18 protein-coding genes are annotated in these 18338 nt (G+C 64.8%); 9 read left to right on the forward strand and 9 right to left on the reverse strand.

The window, feature by feature from the left end:
• Positions 1 to 144: 144 nt before the first annotated feature.
• Positions 145 to 1050 carry a LysR family transcriptional regulator gene (locus G572_RS0107990; RefSeq protein WP_208979066.1) on the reverse strand — a complete coding sequence of 302 codons (906 nt, stop codon included), beginning with the start codon at positions 1048 to 1050 and terminating at the stop codon, positions 145 to 147.
• 208 nt (positions 1051 to 1258) lie between these two features.
• Here G572_RS0107990 and G572_RS23100 point away from each other — a divergent pair, with 208 nt between their 5' ends.
• Positions 1259 to 2422, forward strand: coding sequence for a TauD/TfdA family dioxygenase (locus G572_RS23100; protein ID WP_051242008.1), 1164 nt, complete (start codon positions 1259 to 1261; stop codon positions 2420 to 2422).
• A 60-nt stretch (positions 2423 to 2482) separates the two neighbouring features.
• Positions 2483 to 3676: an MFS transporter gene (locus G572_RS0108000; protein ID WP_169391297.1), complete on the forward strand. Its 1194-nt coding sequence runs from the start codon at positions 2483 to 2485 to the stop codon at positions 3674 to 3676.
• 163 nt (positions 3677 to 3839) lie between these two features.
• Here the strand turns inward: G572_RS0108000 and G572_RS0108005 are convergent, their stop codons facing one another.
• Both G572_RS0108005 and lysM read right to left on the reverse strand, forming a co-directional pair.
• Complete coding sequence (locus G572_RS0108005; protein WP_037546240.1) at positions 3840 to 4562, reverse strand: glycoside hydrolase family 25 protein; 723 nt, start codon at positions 4560 to 4562, stop codon at positions 3840 to 3842.
• A gap of 183 nt (positions 4563 to 4745) precedes the next feature.
• Complete coding sequence (lysM, locus tag G572_RS0108010; RefSeq protein WP_029058011.1) at positions 4746 to 5183, reverse strand: peptidoglycan-binding protein LysM; 438 nt, start codon at positions 5181 to 5183, stop codon at positions 4746 to 4748.
• A gap of 223 nt (positions 5184 to 5406) precedes the next feature.
• Between lysM and G572_RS0108015 the strand changes: the two genes are divergently transcribed.
• Positions 5407 to 6210, forward strand: a complete 804-nt coding sequence (locus G572_RS0108015; protein WP_029058012.1) for an exodeoxyribonuclease III — start codon at positions 5407 to 5409, stop codon at positions 6208 to 6210.
• On the opposite strand, the gene G572_RS0108020 is transcribed toward G572_RS0108015, so the two are convergent.
• Positions 6201 to 7199, reverse strand: coding sequence for an NADPH:quinone oxidoreductase family protein (locus G572_RS0108020; RefSeq protein ID WP_029058013.1), 999 nt, complete (start codon positions 7197 to 7199; stop codon positions 6201 to 6203). The two genes, G572_RS0108015 and G572_RS0108020, sit on opposite strands and share 10 nt — an antisense overlap.
• Before the next feature lie 167 nt (positions 7200 to 7366).
• Here G572_RS0108020 and G572_RS0108025 point away from each other — a divergent pair, with 167 nt between their 5' ends.
• The gene (locus tag G572_RS0108025) at positions 7367 to 7915 is read left to right on the forward strand and encodes an RNA methyltransferase (RefSeq protein WP_029058014.1); all 549 of its coding nucleotides are present in this window, start codon (positions 7367 to 7369) and stop codon (positions 7913 to 7915) included.
• 10 nt (positions 7916 to 7925) lie between these two features.
• Here the strand turns inward: G572_RS0108025 and holA are convergent, their stop codons facing one another.
• From holA to leuS, 3 genes are read right to left on the reverse strand one after another with little or no spacing between them, the layout of a single operon-like run.
• Positions 7926 to 8966 carry a DNA polymerase III subunit delta gene (gene holA, locus G572_RS0108030; RefSeq protein WP_029058015.1) on the reverse strand — a complete coding sequence of 347 codons (1041 nt, stop codon included), beginning with the start codon at positions 8964 to 8966 and terminating at the stop codon, positions 7926 to 7928.
• Positions 8967 to 8972: 6 nt separating this feature from the next.
• Positions 8973 to 9545, reverse strand: a complete 573-nt coding sequence (gene lptE / locus G572_RS0108035) for an LPS assembly lipoprotein LptE (RefSeq protein WP_029058016.1) — start codon at positions 9543 to 9545, stop codon at positions 8973 to 8975.
• Positions 9532 to 12141, reverse strand: a complete 2610-nt coding sequence (leuS, locus tag G572_RS0108040) for a leucine--tRNA ligase (protein WP_029058017.1) — start codon at positions 12139 to 12141, stop codon at positions 9532 to 9534. The genes lptE and leuS overlap by 14 nt, the downstream gene beginning before the upstream one ends.
• 203 nt (positions 12142 to 12344) lie before the next feature.
• Here leuS and G572_RS0108045 point away from each other — a divergent pair, with 203 nt between their 5' ends.
• Positions 12345 to 13031, forward strand: a complete 687-nt coding sequence (locus G572_RS0108045; RefSeq protein WP_029058018.1) for a YggS family pyridoxal phosphate-dependent enzyme — start codon at positions 12345 to 12347, stop codon at positions 13029 to 13031.
• A gap of 24 nt (positions 13032 to 13055) precedes the next feature.
• On the opposite strand, the gene G572_RS0108050 is transcribed toward G572_RS0108045, so the two are convergent.
• The gene (locus tag G572_RS0108050) at positions 13056 to 14498 is read right to left on the reverse strand and encodes a TrkH family potassium uptake protein (protein ID WP_051242010.1); all 1443 of its coding nucleotides are present in this window, start codon (positions 14496 to 14498) and stop codon (positions 13056 to 13058) included.
• Between the two features lie 415 nt (positions 14499 to 14913).
• Here G572_RS0108050 and ffh point away from each other — a divergent pair, with 415 nt between their 5' ends.
• The 4 genes from ffh to rimM all read left to right on the forward strand — a co-directional run bounded on the left by ffh (position 14914) and on the right by rimM (position 17795).
• On the forward strand, positions 14914 to 16446 hold the full coding sequence (ffh, locus tag G572_RS0108055; RefSeq protein ID WP_029058020.1) for a signal recognition particle protein: 1533 nt from the start codon (positions 14914 to 14916) through the stop codon (positions 16444 to 16446).
• Positions 16447 to 16487: 41 nt separating this feature from the next.
• Complete coding sequence (locus G572_RS23105) at positions 16488 to 16760, forward strand: chorismate mutase (protein ID WP_208979073.1); 273 nt, start codon at positions 16488 to 16490, stop codon at positions 16758 to 16760.
• Between the two features lie 34 nt (positions 16761 to 16794).
• Positions 16795 to 17178, forward strand: coding sequence for a 30S ribosomal protein S16 (rpsP, locus tag G572_RS0108065; RefSeq protein ID WP_029058021.1), 384 nt, complete (start codon positions 16795 to 16797; stop codon positions 17176 to 17178).
• A gap of 86 nt (positions 17179 to 17264) precedes the next feature.
• A complete protein-coding gene (rimM, locus tag G572_RS0108070; protein ID WP_245566180.1) occupies positions 17265 to 17795 on the forward strand; it encodes a ribosome maturation factor RimM in 531 nt (176 codons plus the stop codon).
• On the opposite strand, the gene G572_RS0108075 is transcribed toward rimM, so the two are convergent.
• Complete coding sequence (locus G572_RS0108075) at positions 17762 to 18256, reverse strand: VanZ family protein (RefSeq protein ID WP_029058023.1); 495 nt, start codon at positions 18254 to 18256, stop codon at positions 17762 to 17764. The genes rimM and G572_RS0108075 overlap by 34 nt on opposite strands.
• Positions 18257 to 18338 lie beyond the last annotated feature (82 nt).

The raw sequence follows: 18338 nt of genomic DNA on the forward strand, positions 1-18338 counted from the left end.
GAACCGGCCCCTCACCTGTACATCGAAGGCTGCCCCAGCGCCTCGGGCGAACGGAAGAGATCGTCGAAACCAGATGCAAAACGGCAAGCCCCAAAAGCGGCCCGCTCCCGGGTTCAAGCGCATGTGACGACTGTCTGGCTCCCCTCACAACACCGCATTGCGGAAGCGCTCCACGAAGAAATCGGTCAGCGCACGGATGCGCGCGGAAACGATCTCGCTGGCCGGACGCACGATGGAGACCGCGCTGTCGCTCGCCGGATCGCGGTACGCATCGAGCAGCGGCGTCAGACGTCCCGCCTCCAGGTCCGGCCCGACGAGAAACATCGGCAACCAGGCGATGCCGAGCCCCGAGAGGCACGCCGAATGGATCGCTTCCAGTGAATTGCAGGACATTCCCTTCCCGAGCCGAAAGCGCTGTTCGGCGCGCCCGCAAAGTCCCCATTCGTTGAACGCGCTGGACAGGCTGAGCCGCAGGCAGGCATGCCGGGCCAGGTCGTCGGGCGCTTCCGGCGTTCCCATGCGCGCCAGATAGTCCGGCGCCGCGCAGACCACCCGCCGGTTTGTCATCAGCTTGTTGGCAACAAGGCTTGAATCCGGGAGCACAGCACTGCGCACCGCCATGTCGAAGCCGTCGCGCACGAGATCGACGACCGCATCGCTCAGGGTCAGGTCGATCTCGACCTCGGGGTTCTGCTTCATGAAATCGACCACTGCCGGCACGATGTGCTTCTGACCGAAGGCATTGGAGGCGGTGAGCCGGATCCGGCCGCGCAACCGTCCCGACCTGTCGGAAATCTCGCTTTCCAGCGCCGCGATCCGGGCAAGGATCTCGCGCGCCTCGATGACGTAGCGCTCCCCCGCCTCGGTCAGCCGCATGCGCCGCGTCGTACGGACGAGAAGCTGCACGCCGAGCCGGTCTTCCAGATACCGTATCCGTTTGCTGATCGCCGAATGCGTCTGCCCGATGGCGCGGGCGGCGGCTGAAAACCCGCCTTCGTCGACGACTGTCAGCAAGACCGCCATGTCGAGATCGTGTTTCATCTGTTCCATGCGGTCACAGGCTCTGGTCCAAGTCAAGGAATTCTCGGATGGCGTGCAATCCGGGAAGATACACCCGTTCCATCAAGACGAACGGAGACGGACCATGAACATTGCAGTCCATACCCAATTCGAAACCCCTTGCCCGAAAGCCCGGAAGACGGACTGCCAGTGCGGCGGCACCTGCCGCTGCGGCCAGTCCACATTCGGATCCGCCGACATGTCCGATCTGCGGCGCTACACCCAGCCCGCACAGATCGTCGCCGCCAGCGCAGACGAAAGCCTCGTTGCCATCGCCTGGAGCGACGGCACCACCGACCGGTTCCACCACGGCTGGCTGCGCGAAAACGACCCCGGCCCGACCTCCCGCCATCCGCATTCCCGGGAACGGATCGTGCCGCCGCTCTCCATTCGCGACGATGTCCGCCCGGTCGCGGTCGGCATCGCTGCAACCGGTGCGCTTTCGGTCACCTGGGCCGAGCGGGACGGCGGACAGACGAGCCTCTATGACGCCGGTTGGCTGCATGCGCACAGCTACAGTTCCCGCCGGCAGGCCCCGGCCCGGCCGGTGCAGAAGGCCGACCGCCCGGCGCCTGCCACCGCAAGGTGGGACTCTTTGGTGCGCTCGCAAAAGTCCCAGCGGCTCTGGCTTGACGCCTATCTCGCCAAGGGCTGGTCGATCGTCTCCGGCATGCCGGACGAGGAAGGATCCGCCGTGGCGCTGGGCGAGCTTATCGGCACCATCCGCTCGAGCAACTTCGGCTTCAGTTTCGATGTGAAATCAAAGGCCGAACCCATCTCGAACGCCTATACGGCCGGCTTTCTTCCGCTTCACACCGATCTGCCGCACTACGAGATGCCGCCGGGTCTGCAGATCCTGCATTGCCTGCGCAACGAGGCGGAAGGCGGTGAATCGCTTCTTTCTGACGGCATCGCGGTCGCGGAGCTTCTGCGCCGCGAGGAGCGGGAGGTCTTCGACATCCTGACGACCGTCACGGTTCCCTATCGCTTCCAGGATGCCGAAAGCGAGTATCTGGCCCGCCACACGATCATTGAATGCGACGGAAACGGCGACCCCGTCTACATCAACTGGTCGAACAGCACCATGGCACCGCTCGATGCGCACTTCGACACGATGCCCGCCCTCCGTGCCGCGATCCGCCGCTTTGTCAGCCTGATCGATTCGCCCCGGTTCCTGATCGAACGAAAGCTGACAGCGGGCGAGGCCCTCGTCTTCGACAACCGCCGGATGCTGCACGGACGTGCCGCGTTCCGTCCGGAGACGGGCGTCCGGCACCTGCAGGGCTGCTACCTCGACACCTCGGACGTTCTCAGCCGCTACGAAGTGCTGAAGCGCCGCAGCGAAGCCGCCCATTCCTCATGAAGCCAACGGACGGCATCTTGCATGCGCAAGGTGCCGTCACCGCCCCTGGAGGCATCCGAAATGTCCAAGCTCACCATTCCGACATCCGTTCCCGAAGACGCGAAGCTGCCCGAGATCGTCAAGGTCTTCAGCTTCATCCTGTTCGGGGTCCTCGCCTTCGGCCTCGCCACCGGCGGCCTGTTTCCCATCATCGGCCTGCGTCTTCAGAAAGACGGAGCAAGCGATCTCGTGATCGGCCTGATCACCTCCGTCTTCTTTGCCGGAACCTTTGCCGGATCGATCCTGACAGAACGTATTCTCGCCCGGATCCGCCATGTGCGCACCTTCGCGCTGCTTGCCGCGACCGCCGGGATCAGCACCATTGCACTGACGCTGACCGATCTGCCGGCCGCCTGGATCGGCCTGCGCTTCGTCACCGGCTTCTGCCTTGGCGGGTATTACGTCGTCGTCGAGAGCTGGATCAACTACGCCTCGACCAACAAGACCCGTGCCCGCGGCATGTCGATCTACGAAGCGACACGCATGCTGGGCATCGCCGTCAGCCCCTTCGTTCTGGGCTTCGGCCTCGGCGGACAGCCCTATGTCCTGGCCGGACTGCTGTTCGTCGTCGCCATCGTTCCCCTGGTGCTGTGCCCGCTTGAGGAACCCCGCCAGAACGCCCCCGGCACCCTGCCGTTCTCCCGCCTGATCGCCGGCGCTCCGCTCGGCGTGCTTGCCTGCTTCGTCTCCGGCGCGGTCAACGCGGCGTTCTACGGCATGTCGGGCGTCTACGGCGAACGCGCCGGGCTTTCCACGACCGAGATCGCCATCTTCATCGCGGCGATGTTGATCGGGCCGACTTTCGCCCATCCGATCATGGGCGGTGCGGCAGACCGTTTCGGCCGCTTGCCGATGCTGTTCATGGCCGCGGCGGTCTCTGCGATAGCCGCGATCTGGATCGCCGTCGCCGGTCCCGGGTTCATCGGCCTCGTGGTGCTCAGTTTCCTTGTCGGCGGGTTCAGCCACCCTGTGTATTCGATCGGTGTCGCCTATGTGAACGATCAGCTCGACCCGGGCGACTTCGTCCGCGCTGGCGGGGCGCTGCTGATCGCCTTCTGCCTCGGAACGACGGTCGGCCCCACGGCAGCGGCGCTGACAATGTCCGTCCTCGGCGATGCGGGTCTCTATGTCTTCCTCGCCGCCATTCTCTCGGCCGTTGCCGTGGGCGCGACCGTCGCTGTCGGACGTTCGGCGCGGGTCTTCGCCAGGGCCTGACGGAGCGACCGCCGGTTGCTCCGTCGAAAAACCAACGATCCGTTCTAGGTTCGCAAGATACGCAATGCCCCTGGGGCGAAAACGAAAAACGGGGCCCGGCCGGGCCCCGTTTTTCCTGTCGATCTTTCGCATCCGTTCGCCGATCTCGCCGACCGGCGCTGCCTCAGTCTTCCAGCTCGCCCTTCAGCCACTTGCGCCACTGCGAGCGCGTGCCGAAGAAGACATTGCGGTCGACATTGCCGGAAATGCCGTCGACGCGGCCCGTCGCCGTGTATTGCCAGAACACCCAGTCCTCGCGGTTTTCGTACTTGCGGTCCGGGTGGCTTGCGACCGAGCGCAGCCAGAAATCATACTTGTGCTTGGCGTCGACAAGGCGGTCGCGATGGAAATCCACGGAGGAATAGATCACCGGCCGCTTGCCGTAATGCGCCTCGACCGCCTCGAGGAACTTGCGCATGTCACGGATGACCGCGTCGCGCGGCGGCCGTTTGCGGCAGGTCTTGGAGTAGGCGTTCCACTCCATGTCGAGCACGGGCGGAAGCGCGTCGGGTTCGTTCGGCACGTTCTCGATGAACCAGGCGATCTGGTCTTCGACCGGACGGCAGAAATAGTAGAAATGATAGGCCCCGCGCGGCACGCCTGCGGCCTTGGCGGCATACCAGTTCTCCAGGAATTTCGGATCGACGTAGTCGCCCCCCTCGGTCGCCTTGATGAAGGCGAATTCCGTACCGGCGCGTTTCACACGCATCCAGTCGATGTCGCCCTGGTAACGGGCAACGTCGATGCCGTGAATCGCGAAATCCTCCGGCGTCGGGTCCGGAAAATCAAACGCCGCGCATGCGGCGAGGGACAGGGCACAAATCAGGGAAATCACGCGCGCAAGCATCGCTCTCTCTTCGGTCCACGAGAGCCGCGCCGCACCAGGCGCCGGCTCTTCCCCTCCAACCAGGGGCGACCGTATGGCCAAACCGTTAAGGAACGGCTTACCAAGCAGGCAGAGCGAAATTGCGGTTGGCCGCGCCTTTCGGCGCGACCTCACGCGATTGTGATCGAAAACCCGTCGCCGAGATCAGTCTTTCGCGGGAATGCGCAGGACCTGACCGGGGTAGATCTTGTCGGGATGGGACAGCATCGGGGTGTTGGCCTCGAAGATCGCCATGTATTTCGAGCCGTCGCCATAGGTCTTGGTCGCAACAGCCCAGAGCGTGTCGCCCTTTGCCACGGTATGAAATGTTGCCTCCGGCGCGGCGTCCGCGACAGCGATCTCTTCTTCCACTTTGGCGACACCGAGAACGTTGCCGGCCGCAAGGATGAGCTTTTCGCGCGCTTCCTGCGTCGGAGCGGCACCTGCGATCTTCACCGTATCGCCCGAAACCTCGACCTTGACGTCCCCGTCCAGTCCAAGGCCCGCCACTTCCTTCTCGATCGCCTCGGCGGCATTTGTCTCGGGTTCATCGCTGCCAAAGAGCGACTTGCCAGCGTCCTTCACGAAATCAAAAAAGCCCATTTCACAACCCCTTCCGCGACCGCCGGACCATCCGCCGGGTCATCGTGTCTATGGCGCGCATGCCGTTCATGCTCGCGCCCCTTTATTGCGGCGCTGCGCCCCGACGGCAAGACAATTGCAAACATCGTGAATGGCCCGCTTGGCGCTTGCATAGCCGCGCCGGGGCTGGCATGTCCGAAAGGAACCCTTCATGTCCACGACCCGCGCGCGAGCGTATCCCTTCATGACCGATCACCTGACCGTCGCCACATGGAACATCAATTCGGTGCGCCTGCGCATGCCGATCGTGGAAAAGCTCATTCTGGATCACGGGCCGGACATCATCTGCCTCCAGGAAACCAAGTGTCCTGACGGCAACTTCCCTTTCGCTCCGCTGCGCAAGCTGGGCTACGAGCACATCGCGATCAACGGACAGAAGGGCTACCACGGCGTGGCAACGATCTCGCGCCGTCCGTTCCTGTCGGAGGAAAAGATCGACTATTGCGCCAAGGGTGACAGCCGGCATGTTTCGGTCGATGTCGACTTCGCGGGTTCGCGGCTTTCGCTGCACAATTTCTATGTCCCCGCCGGCGGCGACGAGCCGGATCCGGAGATCAACGACAAGTTCGCGCACAAGCTCGCCTTCCTCGATGAGATGGGGGAGCGTTTCGCCGCGCACAGCGGTTCACGGATGATCGTCGGCGATCTCAATATCGCGCCCTACGAACACGACGTCTGGTCGCACAAGAAACTTCTGAAGGTGGTCAGCCACACGCCGCGGGAATGCGAATTGCTGGAAGCCGTGCGCGCCGCTGGAGGCCTCACCGACGTGATGCGCAGCTTCGTGCCGATGGAGGACAAGCTCTACACCTGGTGGAGCTACCGCGCGAAGGACTGGTCGGCGGCCGACAAGGGCCGGCGCCTCGATCACATCTGGACAACGCCGGATATCGCGACGGCGGCAACGCGGATGGACGTGCTGCGCGACGCGCGCGGCTGGGAAAAACCCTCCGATCACGCTCCGGTGCTGACGCGGCTTCAGGCCTGAGGGACGTCCGCCCCTGAAGGACGAATGATCACCTTGCCCTGCACCTTGCGCTCCGCAAGCTGACGCAGCGCGGAGACCGTCTGGTCGAGCGGGAACACCCCGTGAATATGCGGACGGATGCGCCCCTCGCCGATCCAGACGAGCAATTGCGCCATGCTGTCGCGGTGCTCGTCCGGCTCGCGCACGACCGCCTCGCCCCAGAAGACGCCCAGCACGTCGCAGCCTTTCAGAAGCACCAGGTTGAGCGGCAGTTTGGGGATCTCTCCGGCGGCAAAGCCGATCACCAGATAGCGTCCGCGCCAGCCGGTCGCGCGCAGGGCCGCCTCCGTGTAGGCGCCCCCGACGGGATCGTAAACGACGTCGACGCCGCAGCCGTCGGTCAGCTCCTTCAGCCGGGTCTTCAGGTCTTGCTCGGCGTAATTGACGAGTTCGTCGGCACCGCGACCGCGCGCCAGTTCCAGTTTTTCCGCGCTTGAGGCACAGGCGATCACCCGCGCGCCCATCGCCTTTGCGATCTCGACCGCGGCAAGTCCGACACCGCCGGACGCCCCGAGCACGGCCACCGTTTCGCCCGCCTGAAGACGGGCGCGGTCGCGGAAGGCATGCAGCGTCGTGCCATAGGTGACGGTCAGCCCGGCTGCATCGTCTTCGCCGACCTCATCGGGCAAGGCCACGAGATCGTCCTCGGTCGCGATCACCGCCTCGCGCACGGCGCCCCATTTGACGTAGCCCATGACCCGGTCGCCCGGCTCGAACAGCTCGACGCCCTCTCCGACCGCCTTTACCGTTCCGGCGAACTCGGCGCCCGGCGAAAATGGCGGGTCGGGACGGAGCTGGTATTTGCCCTCGATGATCAAAGTGTCGAAGAAATTGAGCGCGGCCGCCGCCACATGAACCAGAACCTCGCCGGGTCCCGGCGCCGGTTCGTCGATATCGGCGATCACCAGGCTCTCCGGCGGTCCGAGCCGCTCGCACACGACAGCTTTCACGTTCATGCCCCCACTTTGCGCAAGGGACCCGCCCTGCGGATCCACACTCCCCGATTTTCGCCTAGCACGGGCACCCCCTCGTTAAAAGATGCAATACTACGCATACTTGCCTTGGCGGGTTGCGGCGGGTATGCCCGGGCACCGGTTTCAATCCACAGGCAGGTCACATGCGCGGTTATTTCGCCGTCGGCGCGGAAGGCATTTCCAAACCGATGAATCTCGGCAATCTCATGCGCTCGGCACATGCCTTCGGCGCAAGCTTCTTCTTCACCGTCGACGCGGACAAGAAAATTCGCAAGGCGCCGCCCTCCGACACCTCGAAGAGCACCGGCCACCTGCCGCTGTTTCACTGGGACACTCTCGACGACATCGACCTGCCGCAAGGCTGCCAGATGGTCGGCGTGGAACTCACGGAAGAGTCCATCGACCTGCCGAGCTTCATGCATCCGCTGCAGGCAGCCTATGTGCTGGGCCCCGAACGCGGCTCGCTGTCGCGGGAGATGCAGGCGCGCTGTTCGCATCTGATCAGGATCCCGACGAAATTCTGCCTGAACATCGCGATTGCCGGCGCCATCGTCCTCTACGACCGGCACAGGGTTCACGGCCAGTATGCAGACCGGCCGTTGTCGGCGGGCGGTCCGAAGACGCCCCGCCCCGCGCACAAGCATGGCGGACCGATCACGCGCACCGACCGAAAGATCCCCGGCTGGGAGTGATCGCTGTCGCTCAGCGCCTTGAGCGCACCCGCGCCACCCGTGCCAGCGTCAGCAGCACGTCGCTGACGAGGGCAGTTGCGAGCGTTTGCGACTTGCGGGCATCCGCCACGACGCGTCCGAGCCGCTCTCCCGCCTTTCCAAGGTCCGCCTGCGACCAGATCGAGACCTGCCGCTGGACGGCAGCCTTGCGCTTGAAGAAGACGGGCGGGCGGATCTGCTCCACCGCACGCGCCGCCGGCAGACCCCGGTCGACATCAGCGCGCGCGCGCGACAGCGTCTGGAAATGCCGGAGCGCCATTCCCGCGATCACGTCGGCGCGCTGCCCGGTCGCTTCCAGGCGTTCGAGACCGTGGTCAAGCGTCGACAGATCGCCGAGGGCGGCCGCGTCGATCAGCACATCGACCGCGAAGGCCGAGGCATCGCCGATCACCGCCTCGACGTCGGCGGTTTCCACCCGTCCCCGCCCATGGGCATAGAGGCACAGCTTGCGCACCTCGCCCCGGCTCGCCAGGCGGTCGGCGCCAAGCAGGCTCATCAGGGCCTGTCGCGCCTCGCGGGAGATCGTCAGCTCCGCCTCGCGCAACTCCGCGTCGATCACCCGTTCCAGATCCCGTTCCGCGTCGGCATAGCAGGCAATCGCGACCGCGGTCTTGTCGCCCTCGATCTTGCGCCTGAGACCGACGCCCTTTTTCAGATCGCCTGCCTCGATCACCACGAAGGCGCTGGCCGGATCGATCTGGCCGAGCAACGGCTCGACCGCGGCCGAGATATTCTTGCCCGCCCCGTCGCGCACCCAGACGACGCGGCGCCCGCCGAACATGGAAATCGTCATCGCCTCGTCGATCAGGCGCGCCGGATCGGAGGCAATGTCTGCGGCATCGAGCTTGACGAGGGAAAAGGGATCGTCGGCGCCGCCGGAGGCATGCGCGACAAGCGCCTGCGCGCGTTCCGACACCAGCCCGACATCCGGGCCGAAGACGAGCACGAGGGGAACATTGTCCGGCGGCCTTGCGACAAAACGGTCGACGTCGCCGGCCTTGAGCGCGACCATCGCCGGTCAGCCGCGCGTTGCGAAAAAGCCGGCAAGCCGCGTCTGGATATCCCGCGCCACGGTCTTTGCCGCACGGTCCTCCGCGTCGCGTTCCGCGCGCAGGTTGGCGAAACGCTGGCTGGAGAAGTCGAAGGAGGCGGTGCCGAAGGCACGGCCGGTCTCGAGCGTCCGGCCGGTGGCGATGTCGCTGAGCACATAGGTGGCGTTCACCGTCACCGTATAGGCGGAGGGAACGTCGGCAAGCCGTTCGACACCGACCTCGTTCAGCGGGCGGTCGATCAGGATCTTCAGCCGGTAGGCCGGCTCGCCCGCCTCGCGTCCGCGCCGGAAACCGAAGATCAGTTCGTTGCGCAGAACCTGTCCGACCCGGTCGAGATCGCGGCTGGACGCCGTTTCCACCGGATCGATGTCGATGCGGGCGAGTTTCTCGCTTAGCGCCGGAGAACCGCCGGGCGTGCCCAGCGTTCCGTACAGCGGGCGCACCTGACAGCCGGCCACGGCGACTGTCGCGCCAAACATCAGCGCAAGCGCGGCACGGCGGGTCGGGCTCGCGCCCTTCAAGCGATCAGACGACGACATTCACGATCCTTTGCGGCACGACGATGATCTTGCGCGCCGGCTTGCCGTCGAGCGCCCGCACCACCGCCTCAAGCGCCAGCGTAGCCGCTTCGACCTCCTCTTTGGAAGCCTCTCTTGAGATCGTGAGATCCGCGCGTTTCTTGCCGTTGATCTGCACGGGAAGCGTCACCGTCGCCTCGACGAGAAGCTCTTCCTCGATGTCCGGCCACGGGGTGGTTGCCAGCAGTTCGGCGTGGCCGAACACGCTCCAGCATTCCTCCGCCAGATGCGGCGCCATCGGCGCCATCATCTGCACCAGGTAACTGGCCGCCTCGCGGATGGCAAACCGCATGTCGTTGGTCTGGTAGCCCCCCTGATAGGCCTTGCTCAGCGTGTTCACCAGCTCGTAGAGCCGGGCCACGGCCCGGTTGAAGGCCAGCGCCTCGATGTCGGCGGACACGGCCGCGCAGGTCTTGTGCGTGGCGCGCCGCAACGCGGTTGCCTCCGCGCCGACCTTGGCCGGGCGGACCCGGGCGGGAACGTTTTCGACGATATCGTTCACCAGCCGCCAGACACGCTGCATGAACCGCCAGGATCCCTGGACACCGGCTTCGGTCCACTGGACATCGCGCTCCGGCGGGCTGTCGGACAGCATGAACCAGCGGGCGGTATCCGCGCCGTAGGTCTCGATGATGTCGGTCGGGTCGACGGTGTTCTTCTTCGACTTCGACATCTTCTCGATCGAGCCGATGCTGACCGCGCCGCCGCCCTCGGCGAGAACCGCGCGGCGTGCGTCGCCCTCGCCCTCGAAGCGCACGTCGCCAGGCGCAACCCATGCGCCCTCGGCAGTGCGATAGGTCTCATGCGTGACCATGCCCTGGGTAAAGAGCCCCTTGAAGGGCTCCGTAACGTCCAGATGCCCCGTCTCGCACATCGCCCTTGCGAAGAACCGCGAATAGAGAAGATGCAGGATCGCGTGCTCGATGCCGCCGATATACTGGTCCACCGGCAGCCAGGAATTCGCCGCTTCCCGGTCGGTCGGCGTTTCGGCTTTCGGATCGGCGAAACGGGCGAAATACCAGGACGAGTCCACGAAGGTATCCATCGTGTCGGTCTCGCGCCGCGCCGGACCGGCACAGGACGGACACTCCACATGACGCCATGTCGGATGGCGGTCGAGCGGATTGCCCGGCTTGTCGAAGTCGATGTCCTCGGGCAGTTCGACCGGCAGGTCCTTGACCGGCACCGGCACCACGCCGCAGTCGTCGCAATGGATGACCGGGATCGGGCAACCCCAATAGCGCTGGCGCGAGATACCCCAGTCACGCAAACGGTAGTTCACCTGGCGCTCGGCCTGCGAAATGCCGCCGACGGTCTGGAGTTCCAGCTTGACCGAGACCGCGTGCTTGGCCTCGTCGATGCCGAGCCCGTCCATGAAATCGGAATTGTAGATGGTGCCCTCGTCGGTGAAGGCCTCGGTTCCGATCTCGAAGGTCTGCGGATCCGCGCCGAAGGGCAGCACAACAGGCTTCACCGGAAGACGGTACTTGCGGGCGAAGTCGAGATCGCGCTGGTCATGGGCCGGACAGGCGAAGATCGCGCCCGTGCCGTAGTCCATCAGGATGAAATTGGCGATATAGACCGGCAGCCGAGTGTCCGGATCGAGCGGATGCACCACGCTCAAGCCGGTATCGATACCGATTTTTTCCGCCGTTTCGATCGCTTCCGCCGAGGTGCCCATATGATGGCACTGCTCGAGGAACTCGGCGATCTTCGGATTGTCCTCGGCCAGCTTCAGAGCAAGCGGATGGTCGGGCGACAGCCCCATGAAGGACGCGCCGTACAGCGTATCGGGACGGGTGGTGAAGATTTCCAGCGTCGTGTCGCCCGTCGGGGCCGGCTCCGTGAACTCGAAGCGAACCCGAAGGCCTTCGGAGCGGCCGATCCAGTTCTTTTGCATCAGCCGGACCTTTTCCGGCCAGCGATCGAGGGACTCGATCGAGGTCAGCAGGTCCTCCGACCATTCGGAGATCTTGAAGAACCACTGCGTCAGCTCGCGCTGCTCGACCAGCGCGCCCGAACGCCAGCCACGGCCGTCGATCACCTGCTCGTTGGCAAGAACGGTCATGTCGACCGGATCCCAGTTGACCTTGGAATTCTTGCGATAGGCGAGGCCGGCCTTCAGAAAATCCAGAAACAGCCGCTGCTGCTGCGAATAATACTCGACGTCGCAGGTCGCGAATTCCCGCGCCCAGTCGAGCGACAGCCCCATGACCTGAAGCTGTCCGCGCATCGTGTCGATGTTCTGATAGGTCCAGTCGCGCGGATGCACCTTGTTCTGCATCGCCGCGTTTTCCGCGGGCATTCCGAAGGCGTCCCAGCCCATCGGATGCAGCACATTGAAGCCCTTCGCCCGCTTGTAACGCGCCACAACATCGCCCATGGCGTAGTTGCGCACATGCCCCATGTGGATGCGGCCCGACGGATAGGGGAACATCTCGAGGACATAATATTTGGGGCGCGGGTCGTCGTTCACCGTCGCGAACACCTGCGTCTCGTCCCAGACCCTTTGCCAGCGGCTTTCCGCATCGCGGGCGTTGTAGCGCTCGGTCGCCATGATCTTGAATGTGTATCCCGTGGCTGTGATGAAATCGCTTGGCGCGACAGTCACCAGAAATCACGCGTGCGGTCAACCTGCATCGCACCGCCTCGCGCCCTTGCAATCGGCGCCGCGAGACGGCATGTCCCTCCGGCGGGATGGCAGAATGCTTCGCCTGCCGCAACGATACCACGACGGATCAACGAATGACGGGAGCGATCATGTCCGCCACTTCCAGCAAGGATGCAGCCGCCCGACTGGCAGAGGTGCACGCCGCTGTCGCGACCGCGGAACGCGAAGCGGGCCGCACGGAAGGCGCCTGTCGGCTCATCGCCGTGTCCAAGACCTTCGACGCCGATGCGATCCGTCCGGTGCTGGAAAGCGGACAGCGCGTCTTCGGCGAAAACCGCGTGCAGGAAGCACAAGGCAAGTGGCCGGAGCTGCGCGCCGCCTTCGACGACGTGGAGCTGCATCTCATCGGCCCGCTGCAATCCAACAAGGCCCGCGACGCCGTCGCCCTGTTCGACGTCATCCACACGCTCGACCGCGAGAAGATCGCCCGCGCCCTCAAGGCGGAGTGCGAGGCTCAGGGACGGACCTTGCGTTTCTTCATCCAGGTGAACACCGGCGAGGAACCGCAAAAGGCCGGGATCGCACCGGGCGAAACGGATGCCTTCGTTGCATTGTGCCGCGACGAGCTCAAGCTCGACATCGCCGGCCTGATGTGCATCCCGCCTGTGGAGGACATGCCGGGTCCGCATTTCGCGCTGCTGCAGAAGATCGCCGCCCGCAACGGTCTCGCCGAACTGTCGATGGGCATGTCTGCGGACTTCGAGACGGCCATTCGCTTCGGCGCAACCTTTGTCCGCGTCGGATCGGCGATCTTCGGTGCCCGCGACACGCATTGACCTGCTTGCCATGCGCGAAAGAGGTTAGCGCTCCAGCCAGAAGTCCGGCATCAGGATGATGATGCCCGACACGATCTCGAGCCGTCCCAGGATCATCTGCAAGGCCAGCAGCCATTTCACGACATCCGGCAGGGACTGGAACGTGCCGGACGGACCGATGACCGGCCCCACTCCCGGCCCGACATTCGCAAGCGCCGTGATCGAGGCGCTGAGTGCCGTCTCAACGTCGAGGCCGGCCGCCGCATAGACCAGAGCGAAGAGCGCGAAGGTCACGACATACAAAAGCGCGAAGACCAGCACGCCTTCGGTCACGCTCGGACTGAGGCGCCTGCCGGCAAACCGCGGCTCCGCGATCCGGTGCGGACGACACATGCCGTTCACAAGCGAACGGATCAGCTGGATCAACACCAGCATGCGGAAGGCCTTGAACCCGCCGGAAGTCGAGCCGCTGCAACCGCCCAGAAACGTCACCAGGAAGAACAGCGCTGTTGCGAAGGCCCCCCATTGCAGATAGTCGCCCGCCGCATATCCGGTCGTGGTGATGATCGACACGACGTGAAAGACGGACAACGTCAGCTCTCGAAACGGCGCGTCGCTCGCCCCCAGATGCAGCACCGCGAAAGCCGCAAGGCTTGCCGTGGCAGCCAGGCCGACGAAAAAGACCACCTGTTCGTATTCGCGGAAATCGCGCCGCTCCACCACACGGATCATGAACAGGAAGGGAAATCCCGACAACAGCATGAAGACGATCGCAACCCAGAGGACCGACAGGCCCTCGAATTGTCCCATCGACTGGTCGGAGGTGGAAAAGCCCCCGGAGGAGACCGTCGTCAGCGCGTGGTTGAGGGCCTGAAATCCCGTCATGCCGGCAAATCGGTAGAGCGCCATGCAGACGAGTGTCAGCCCGCCGTACAGCAGGAGCAGCCGAACGAGAAACGGCTCGATGCGTCCGTAGGGCTTGGCCGAGGTTTCCGAGGATTCGATGGCGAAGAGCTGCGAGCCCCCCACCCGCAGCCCCGGGAGCAACCAGATACCAAGCACAACAATTCCGATGCCCCCGACCCATTGCAGCAGCGACCGCCACAGCAAGATGCCCGGCGGCAAATGATCCAGTCCGGTAAGAACGGTCGCGCCTGTCGTGGTCAGCCCGGAGGCCGCCTCGAACACGGCATCCGTGAGAGAAAGGTCGAGGCCGCTGAGGTAAAGCGGCAATGCACCGGCAAAGGTGAAGGCGAACCAGGTGGCATTGACCAGCACCAGCGTTTCTCGGATGCCGAACCTGTTGTCCCTCTTCATGAAGGCAAGCGTCACGACGCTGCCGAAACAGCCGACGACAAGGGCCGAGACGGCAAACGCCACCCAGTCCGGATTGCCGACCATGAGATCGGCCGCGGCCGGCACCAGCATGAAGAGCGAGAGGAGAACCATCAGCCGCCCGACGGGCAGCGCAACCGCGCGGCAGTCCATGAAAGGGTCCTCGACAGCGCAGGCGCGCGATCCGGAAGCCCAGGCCCCGTTCGCATGCCCGTATCGCGAGAGCCCTTACTCCCATTTGGCCACACCCTGCAACGCAAAGATCCGGCCCCGTCGTGCAACCCGGCGAAACAAAGCGATGTCCTTGACTCTTTCGCGGTTTTCAGGCAACTGCATTCCAACTCCGCAAGAGTGACGAAACACAAGGCAACCGACCGGGACCCGCGAAGGTCTAAAGAGATCCCGGAGGTCAACACCCGACAGCGCGATGCGCCCTCGGGTGTCGCGATGCTTTGCATCATGCGCCTTTAGGTTCCGCGTTCACGCCTTGCATCTCTCGACGCCGGGAACGCGGGCACCGCCATGTGCCCGGCTTCCGGCAAAAACGGCAACCCGGAAGGGCCGAAGCATGTTCGAAAGTCTGTCCGATCGCCTGAGCGGCATCCTCGACAAGCTGACGCGACGCGGCGCGCTGTCGGAAGCGGACGTCGGCGAGGCGCTTCGCGAGGTGCGTCGCGCGCTGATCGAGGCCGACGTGGCGCTTCCGGTGGTGAAGTCCTTCACCGACAAGGTACGCAACCGCGCCGTCGGCCAGGAAGTCCTCAAGTCGGTCACGCCGGGCCAGCAGGTCGTCAAGATCGTGCACGACCAGCTCGTCGAGATGCTGGGAGCCCAGGCCGAGCCGATCGACCTCAATGCGCCGGCGCCGGTCGCCATCATGATGGTCGGCCTGCAGGGGTCGGGCAAGACAACCTCCACCGCCAAGATCGCTCTGCGCCTCACCCGCGACGACAAGCGCAAGGTCCTGATGGCCTCGCTCGACACCCGCCGTCCGGCGGCGCAGGAGCAGCTCAAGGTCCTGGGCGAGCAGAACGAGATCGACACGCTGCCGATCATCGCCGGCCAGTCGCCGGTCCAGATCGCCTCGCGTGCCGCCACCGCAGCCAAGCTCGGCGGCTACGACGTGGTGATGCTCGACACCGCCGGCCGCACGCATATCGACGAGCCGCTGATGGCGGAAATGGCCGAGATCAAGTCGGCCGCCTCCCCGCACGAGATCCTGCTGGTCGCGGATTCGCTGACCGGCCAGGACGCCGTCAACCTCGGCCAGTCCTTCAACGAACGCGTCGGCATCACCGGCATCGTGCTGACCCGCATGGACGGCGACGGACGCGGCGGCGCTGCACTCTCCATGCGCGCGGTGACCGGCAAGCCGGTCAAGCTCATCGGCACGGGCGAAAAGGCGGACGCGCTGGAGGAATTCCACCCCTCGCGCATCGCCGACCGGATCCTCGGCATGGGCGACATCGTCTCGCTCGTCGAAAAGGCCTCGCGCGAGCTCGACCAGGAACAGACGGCCAGGATGGCCGCGAAGATGCAAAAGGGCACCTTCGACCTGGAAGACCTGGCCGAACAGCTCAAGCAGATGGAAAAACTCGGCGGCATGTCCGGCATCATGGGCATGATGCCCGGCGTCGGAAAGCTGAAGAAGCAGATGGGCGAGGCCAATCTCGACGACAAGGTGATCAAGCGCCAGGTCGCCATCATCCAGTCGATGACGCCCCAGGAGCGACGCAAGCCCGACCTCCTCAAGGCAAGCCGCAAGAAGCGCATCGCCGCCGGGTCCGGTGTCGAGGTCGCCTCCGTCAACAAGCTTTTGAAGATGCACCGCCAGATGGCGGACATGATGAAGCAGATGGGCAAGGGCAAGGGCGGCATGTTTTCCAAGATGATGGGCGGCATGGGCATGCCCGGCGGCGGCGCCGGCATGCCCTCGATGGACCCCAAGGAACTGGAAAAGCTCGCCAAGTCCGGCCAAATGCCCGGCGGCGGCCTCCCGCCCGGCATGCCGGGCCTTCCCGGTGGCATGGGCGGCCTGGGCGGACCGAAACTTCCGGGTCTTGGTGGCATGCCCGGCATGGGGCGAGGAAAGAAGAAATGACGAACAGCACAGATGGGATCCTCGATCCCGTGTCGCAGGCGATGGAAGAGCTGGCGCGGCTGCGCGGGTCCATCGACAACATCGACGCCGCTTTGATCCACATGCTCGCAGAACGCTTCAAATGCACCCAGAAGGTCGGGGTGCTGAAGGCGCAACACAATCTTCCGCCCGCCGACCCGGCGCGCGAGGACCGGCAGATCGCACGACTGCGATCCCTTGCCAGGGACGCCAATCTCGATCCCGATTTCGCGGAAACCTTCCTGAACTTCATCGTCAAGGAAGTCATCCGCCACCACGAAGCCATTCGCGGCTGATGCCGCGAACACCAAACACACAGGAGATACCCCGATGGCTTTGAAAATTCGTCTCGCCCGTGGCGGCGCCAAGAAGCGTCCGTTCTACCGCATCGTGATCGCCGACGTGCGCTCGCCGCGCGACGGCCGTTTCATCGAAAAGGTCGGCAGCTACGACCCGATGCTGCCCAAGGACAACGAAAACCGCATCACGCTGGACGCCGAGCGCATCCAGCATTGGCTGAGCCACGGCGCGAAGCCGACCGACCGCGTGCACCGTTTCCTCGATGCCGCCGGCCTGCTGAAGCGCGACGCGCGCAACAACCCGAACAAGGCGGAACCGGGCCAGAAGGCCAAGGAACGCGTCGAAGCCCGCAAGCAGGCCGCCGAGGATGCAGCCGCTGCCGCCTCCGAGGGTGAAGAAGCCGCCGCCGAGTAATCGACGGAAGACGTGACGGCCCGCGCCGCGCCCGACGGCGCGACGCGGGCTTTTGCTTGCCTGCCGGTTGAAGGAGCTGCATCGCCTTGGCGCAAGATCGTATCCTGATGGCCCGCATCGGTGCCGCCCATGGCATTCGCGGCGAGGTCCTGGTCAAGCCCTTCGGCGACGATCCGCTGTCCTTTACCGACTACGGTCCGCTGGAAACGGCCGACGGCAAGCGCCGGCTGACGGTCTATGCCGCGCGCGTTCAAAAGAACATGGTGATCACCCGCTTCGAGGGGATCGACGACCGGAATGCCGCCGAAGCGCTGAACGGGCTCGACCTCTACATTCCCCGCGACGCCCTGCCGGAGCTGGAGGAAGACGACGACTTCTATCACGCCGATCTGCTCGGTCTGCGCGCGCACTCCCTGGATGGCGAAGAGCTTGGTAAGATTGTCGCCGTGCCCGATTTCGGTGCCGGCACGCTGCTGGAAATCCGTCCCGGCATCGGAACGTCCTTCTTCGTGCCCTTCACGCACGACGCCGTGCCGGAGGTCGACCTGACAGACGGGAAGGTAACGGTCGTGCTTCCGCCGGATTACGAGGACGAGGAGCGGGACGAAGAGGCCTGAACCGGGCGACGCGCCGTGTCCGTCAATTCGACCTCAAGGCCGGTGTCGCCGTGCGTATCGGCAAGGGCCGCGCGGGTCTCGGACCGCACCAGAACGACGATGGCGACGACGAGCGCGACGCCAACGCTGTTGGCCACGACATCGAGCAGCGAGGCGTGATGGTGCGGCGTGATGGCCTGGACGCCTTCGCCCGCGATCCCCATCAGCATCGCCGCACCGGCCGACAGACGCAGCCGGCAACAGAAGAACGCATGAATCGCCAGCGTCAGGAGCGCAAAGAAAACGAGGTGCTGGACCTTGTCCCAGGGATGATCGAGACCGGTGTTGAACACCAGCCCCACGGTCACGCCATAAGCGATCAGCACGAAAAGCGGCAGGACCCGCGCGAGCGAAAGATCGATATAGTCGCGTTCGGCATAACGCCGGATCCAGCGCGGCAGGAGAATGCTGATACTTGGCATGACGACCTCGCATAAGAGGCACGAGTCTAGCCTGCCAATCTTTAACCAAGCGTTCCCGCCGGCCGGCGCCGCGGAACGCGCC

The organism is Stappia stellulata DSM 5886 (assembly GCF_000423705.1).
In the GTDB taxonomy this organism is placed as follows: domain Bacteria; phylum Pseudomonadota; class Alphaproteobacteria; order Rhizobiales; family Stappiaceae; genus Stappia; species Stappia stellulata.

Coding starts and splice junctions, on each gene's coding strand:
- G572_RS23105 (WP_208979073.1), top strand. CDS start 16,488: ATGGAAGAGCTGGCGCGGCTGCGCGGGTCCATCGACAACATCGACGCC.
- leuS (WP_029058017.1), bottom strand. CDS start 12,141: ATGGCGACCGAGCGCTACAACGCCCGCGATGCGGAAAGCCGCTGGCAA.
- lysM (WP_029058011.1), bottom strand. CDS start 5,183: ATGGGCTTTTTTGATTTCGTGAAGGACGCTGGCAAGTCGCTCTTTGGC.
- holA (WP_029058015.1), bottom strand. CDS start 8,966: ATGGTCGCGCTCAAGGCCGGCGACGTCGACCGTTTTGTCGCAAGGCCG.
- G572_RS0108015 (WP_029058012.1), top strand. CDS start 5,407: ATGACCGATCACCTGACCGTCGCCACATGGAACATCAATTCGGTGCGC.
- G572_RS23100 (WP_051242008.1), top strand. CDS start 1,259: ATGTCCGATCTGCGGCGCTACACCCAGCCCGCACAGATCGTCGCCGCC.
- ffh (WP_029058020.1), top strand. CDS start 14,914: ATGTTCGAAAGTCTGTCCGATCGCCTGAGCGGCATCCTCGACAAGCTG.
- G572_RS0108000 (WP_169391297.1), top strand. CDS start 2,483: ATGTCCAAGCTCACCATTCCGACATCCGTTCCCGAAGACGCGAAGCTG.
- G572_RS0108045 (WP_029058018.1), top strand. CDS start 12,345: ATGTCCGCCACTTCCAGCAAGGATGCAGCCGCCCGACTGGCAGAGGTG.
- lptE (WP_029058016.1), bottom strand. CDS start 9,545: ATGTCGTCGTCTGATCGCTTGAAGGGCGCGAGCCCGACCCGCCGTGCC.
- G572_RS0107990 (WP_208979066.1), bottom strand. CDS start 1,050: ATGGAACAGATGAAACACGATCTCGACATGGCGGTCTTGCTGACAGTC.
- G572_RS0108005 (WP_037546240.1), bottom strand. CDS start 4,562: ATGCTTGCGCGCGTGATTTCCCTGATTTGTGCCCTGTCCCTCGCCGCA.
- rpsP (WP_029058021.1), top strand. CDS start 16,795: ATGGCTTTGAAAATTCGTCTCGCCCGTGGCGGCGCCAAGAAGCGTCCG.
- G572_RS0108075 (WP_029058023.1), bottom strand. CDS start 18,256: ATGCCAAGTATCAGCATTCTCCTGCCGCGCTGGATCCGGCGTTATGCC.
- G572_RS0108025 (WP_029058014.1), top strand. CDS start 7,367: ATGCGCGGTTATTTCGCCGTCGGCGCGGAAGGCATTTCCAAACCGATG.
- G572_RS0108050 (WP_051242010.1), bottom strand. CDS start 14,498: ATGGACTGCCGCGCGGTTGCGCTGCCCGTCGGGCGGCTGATGGTTCTC.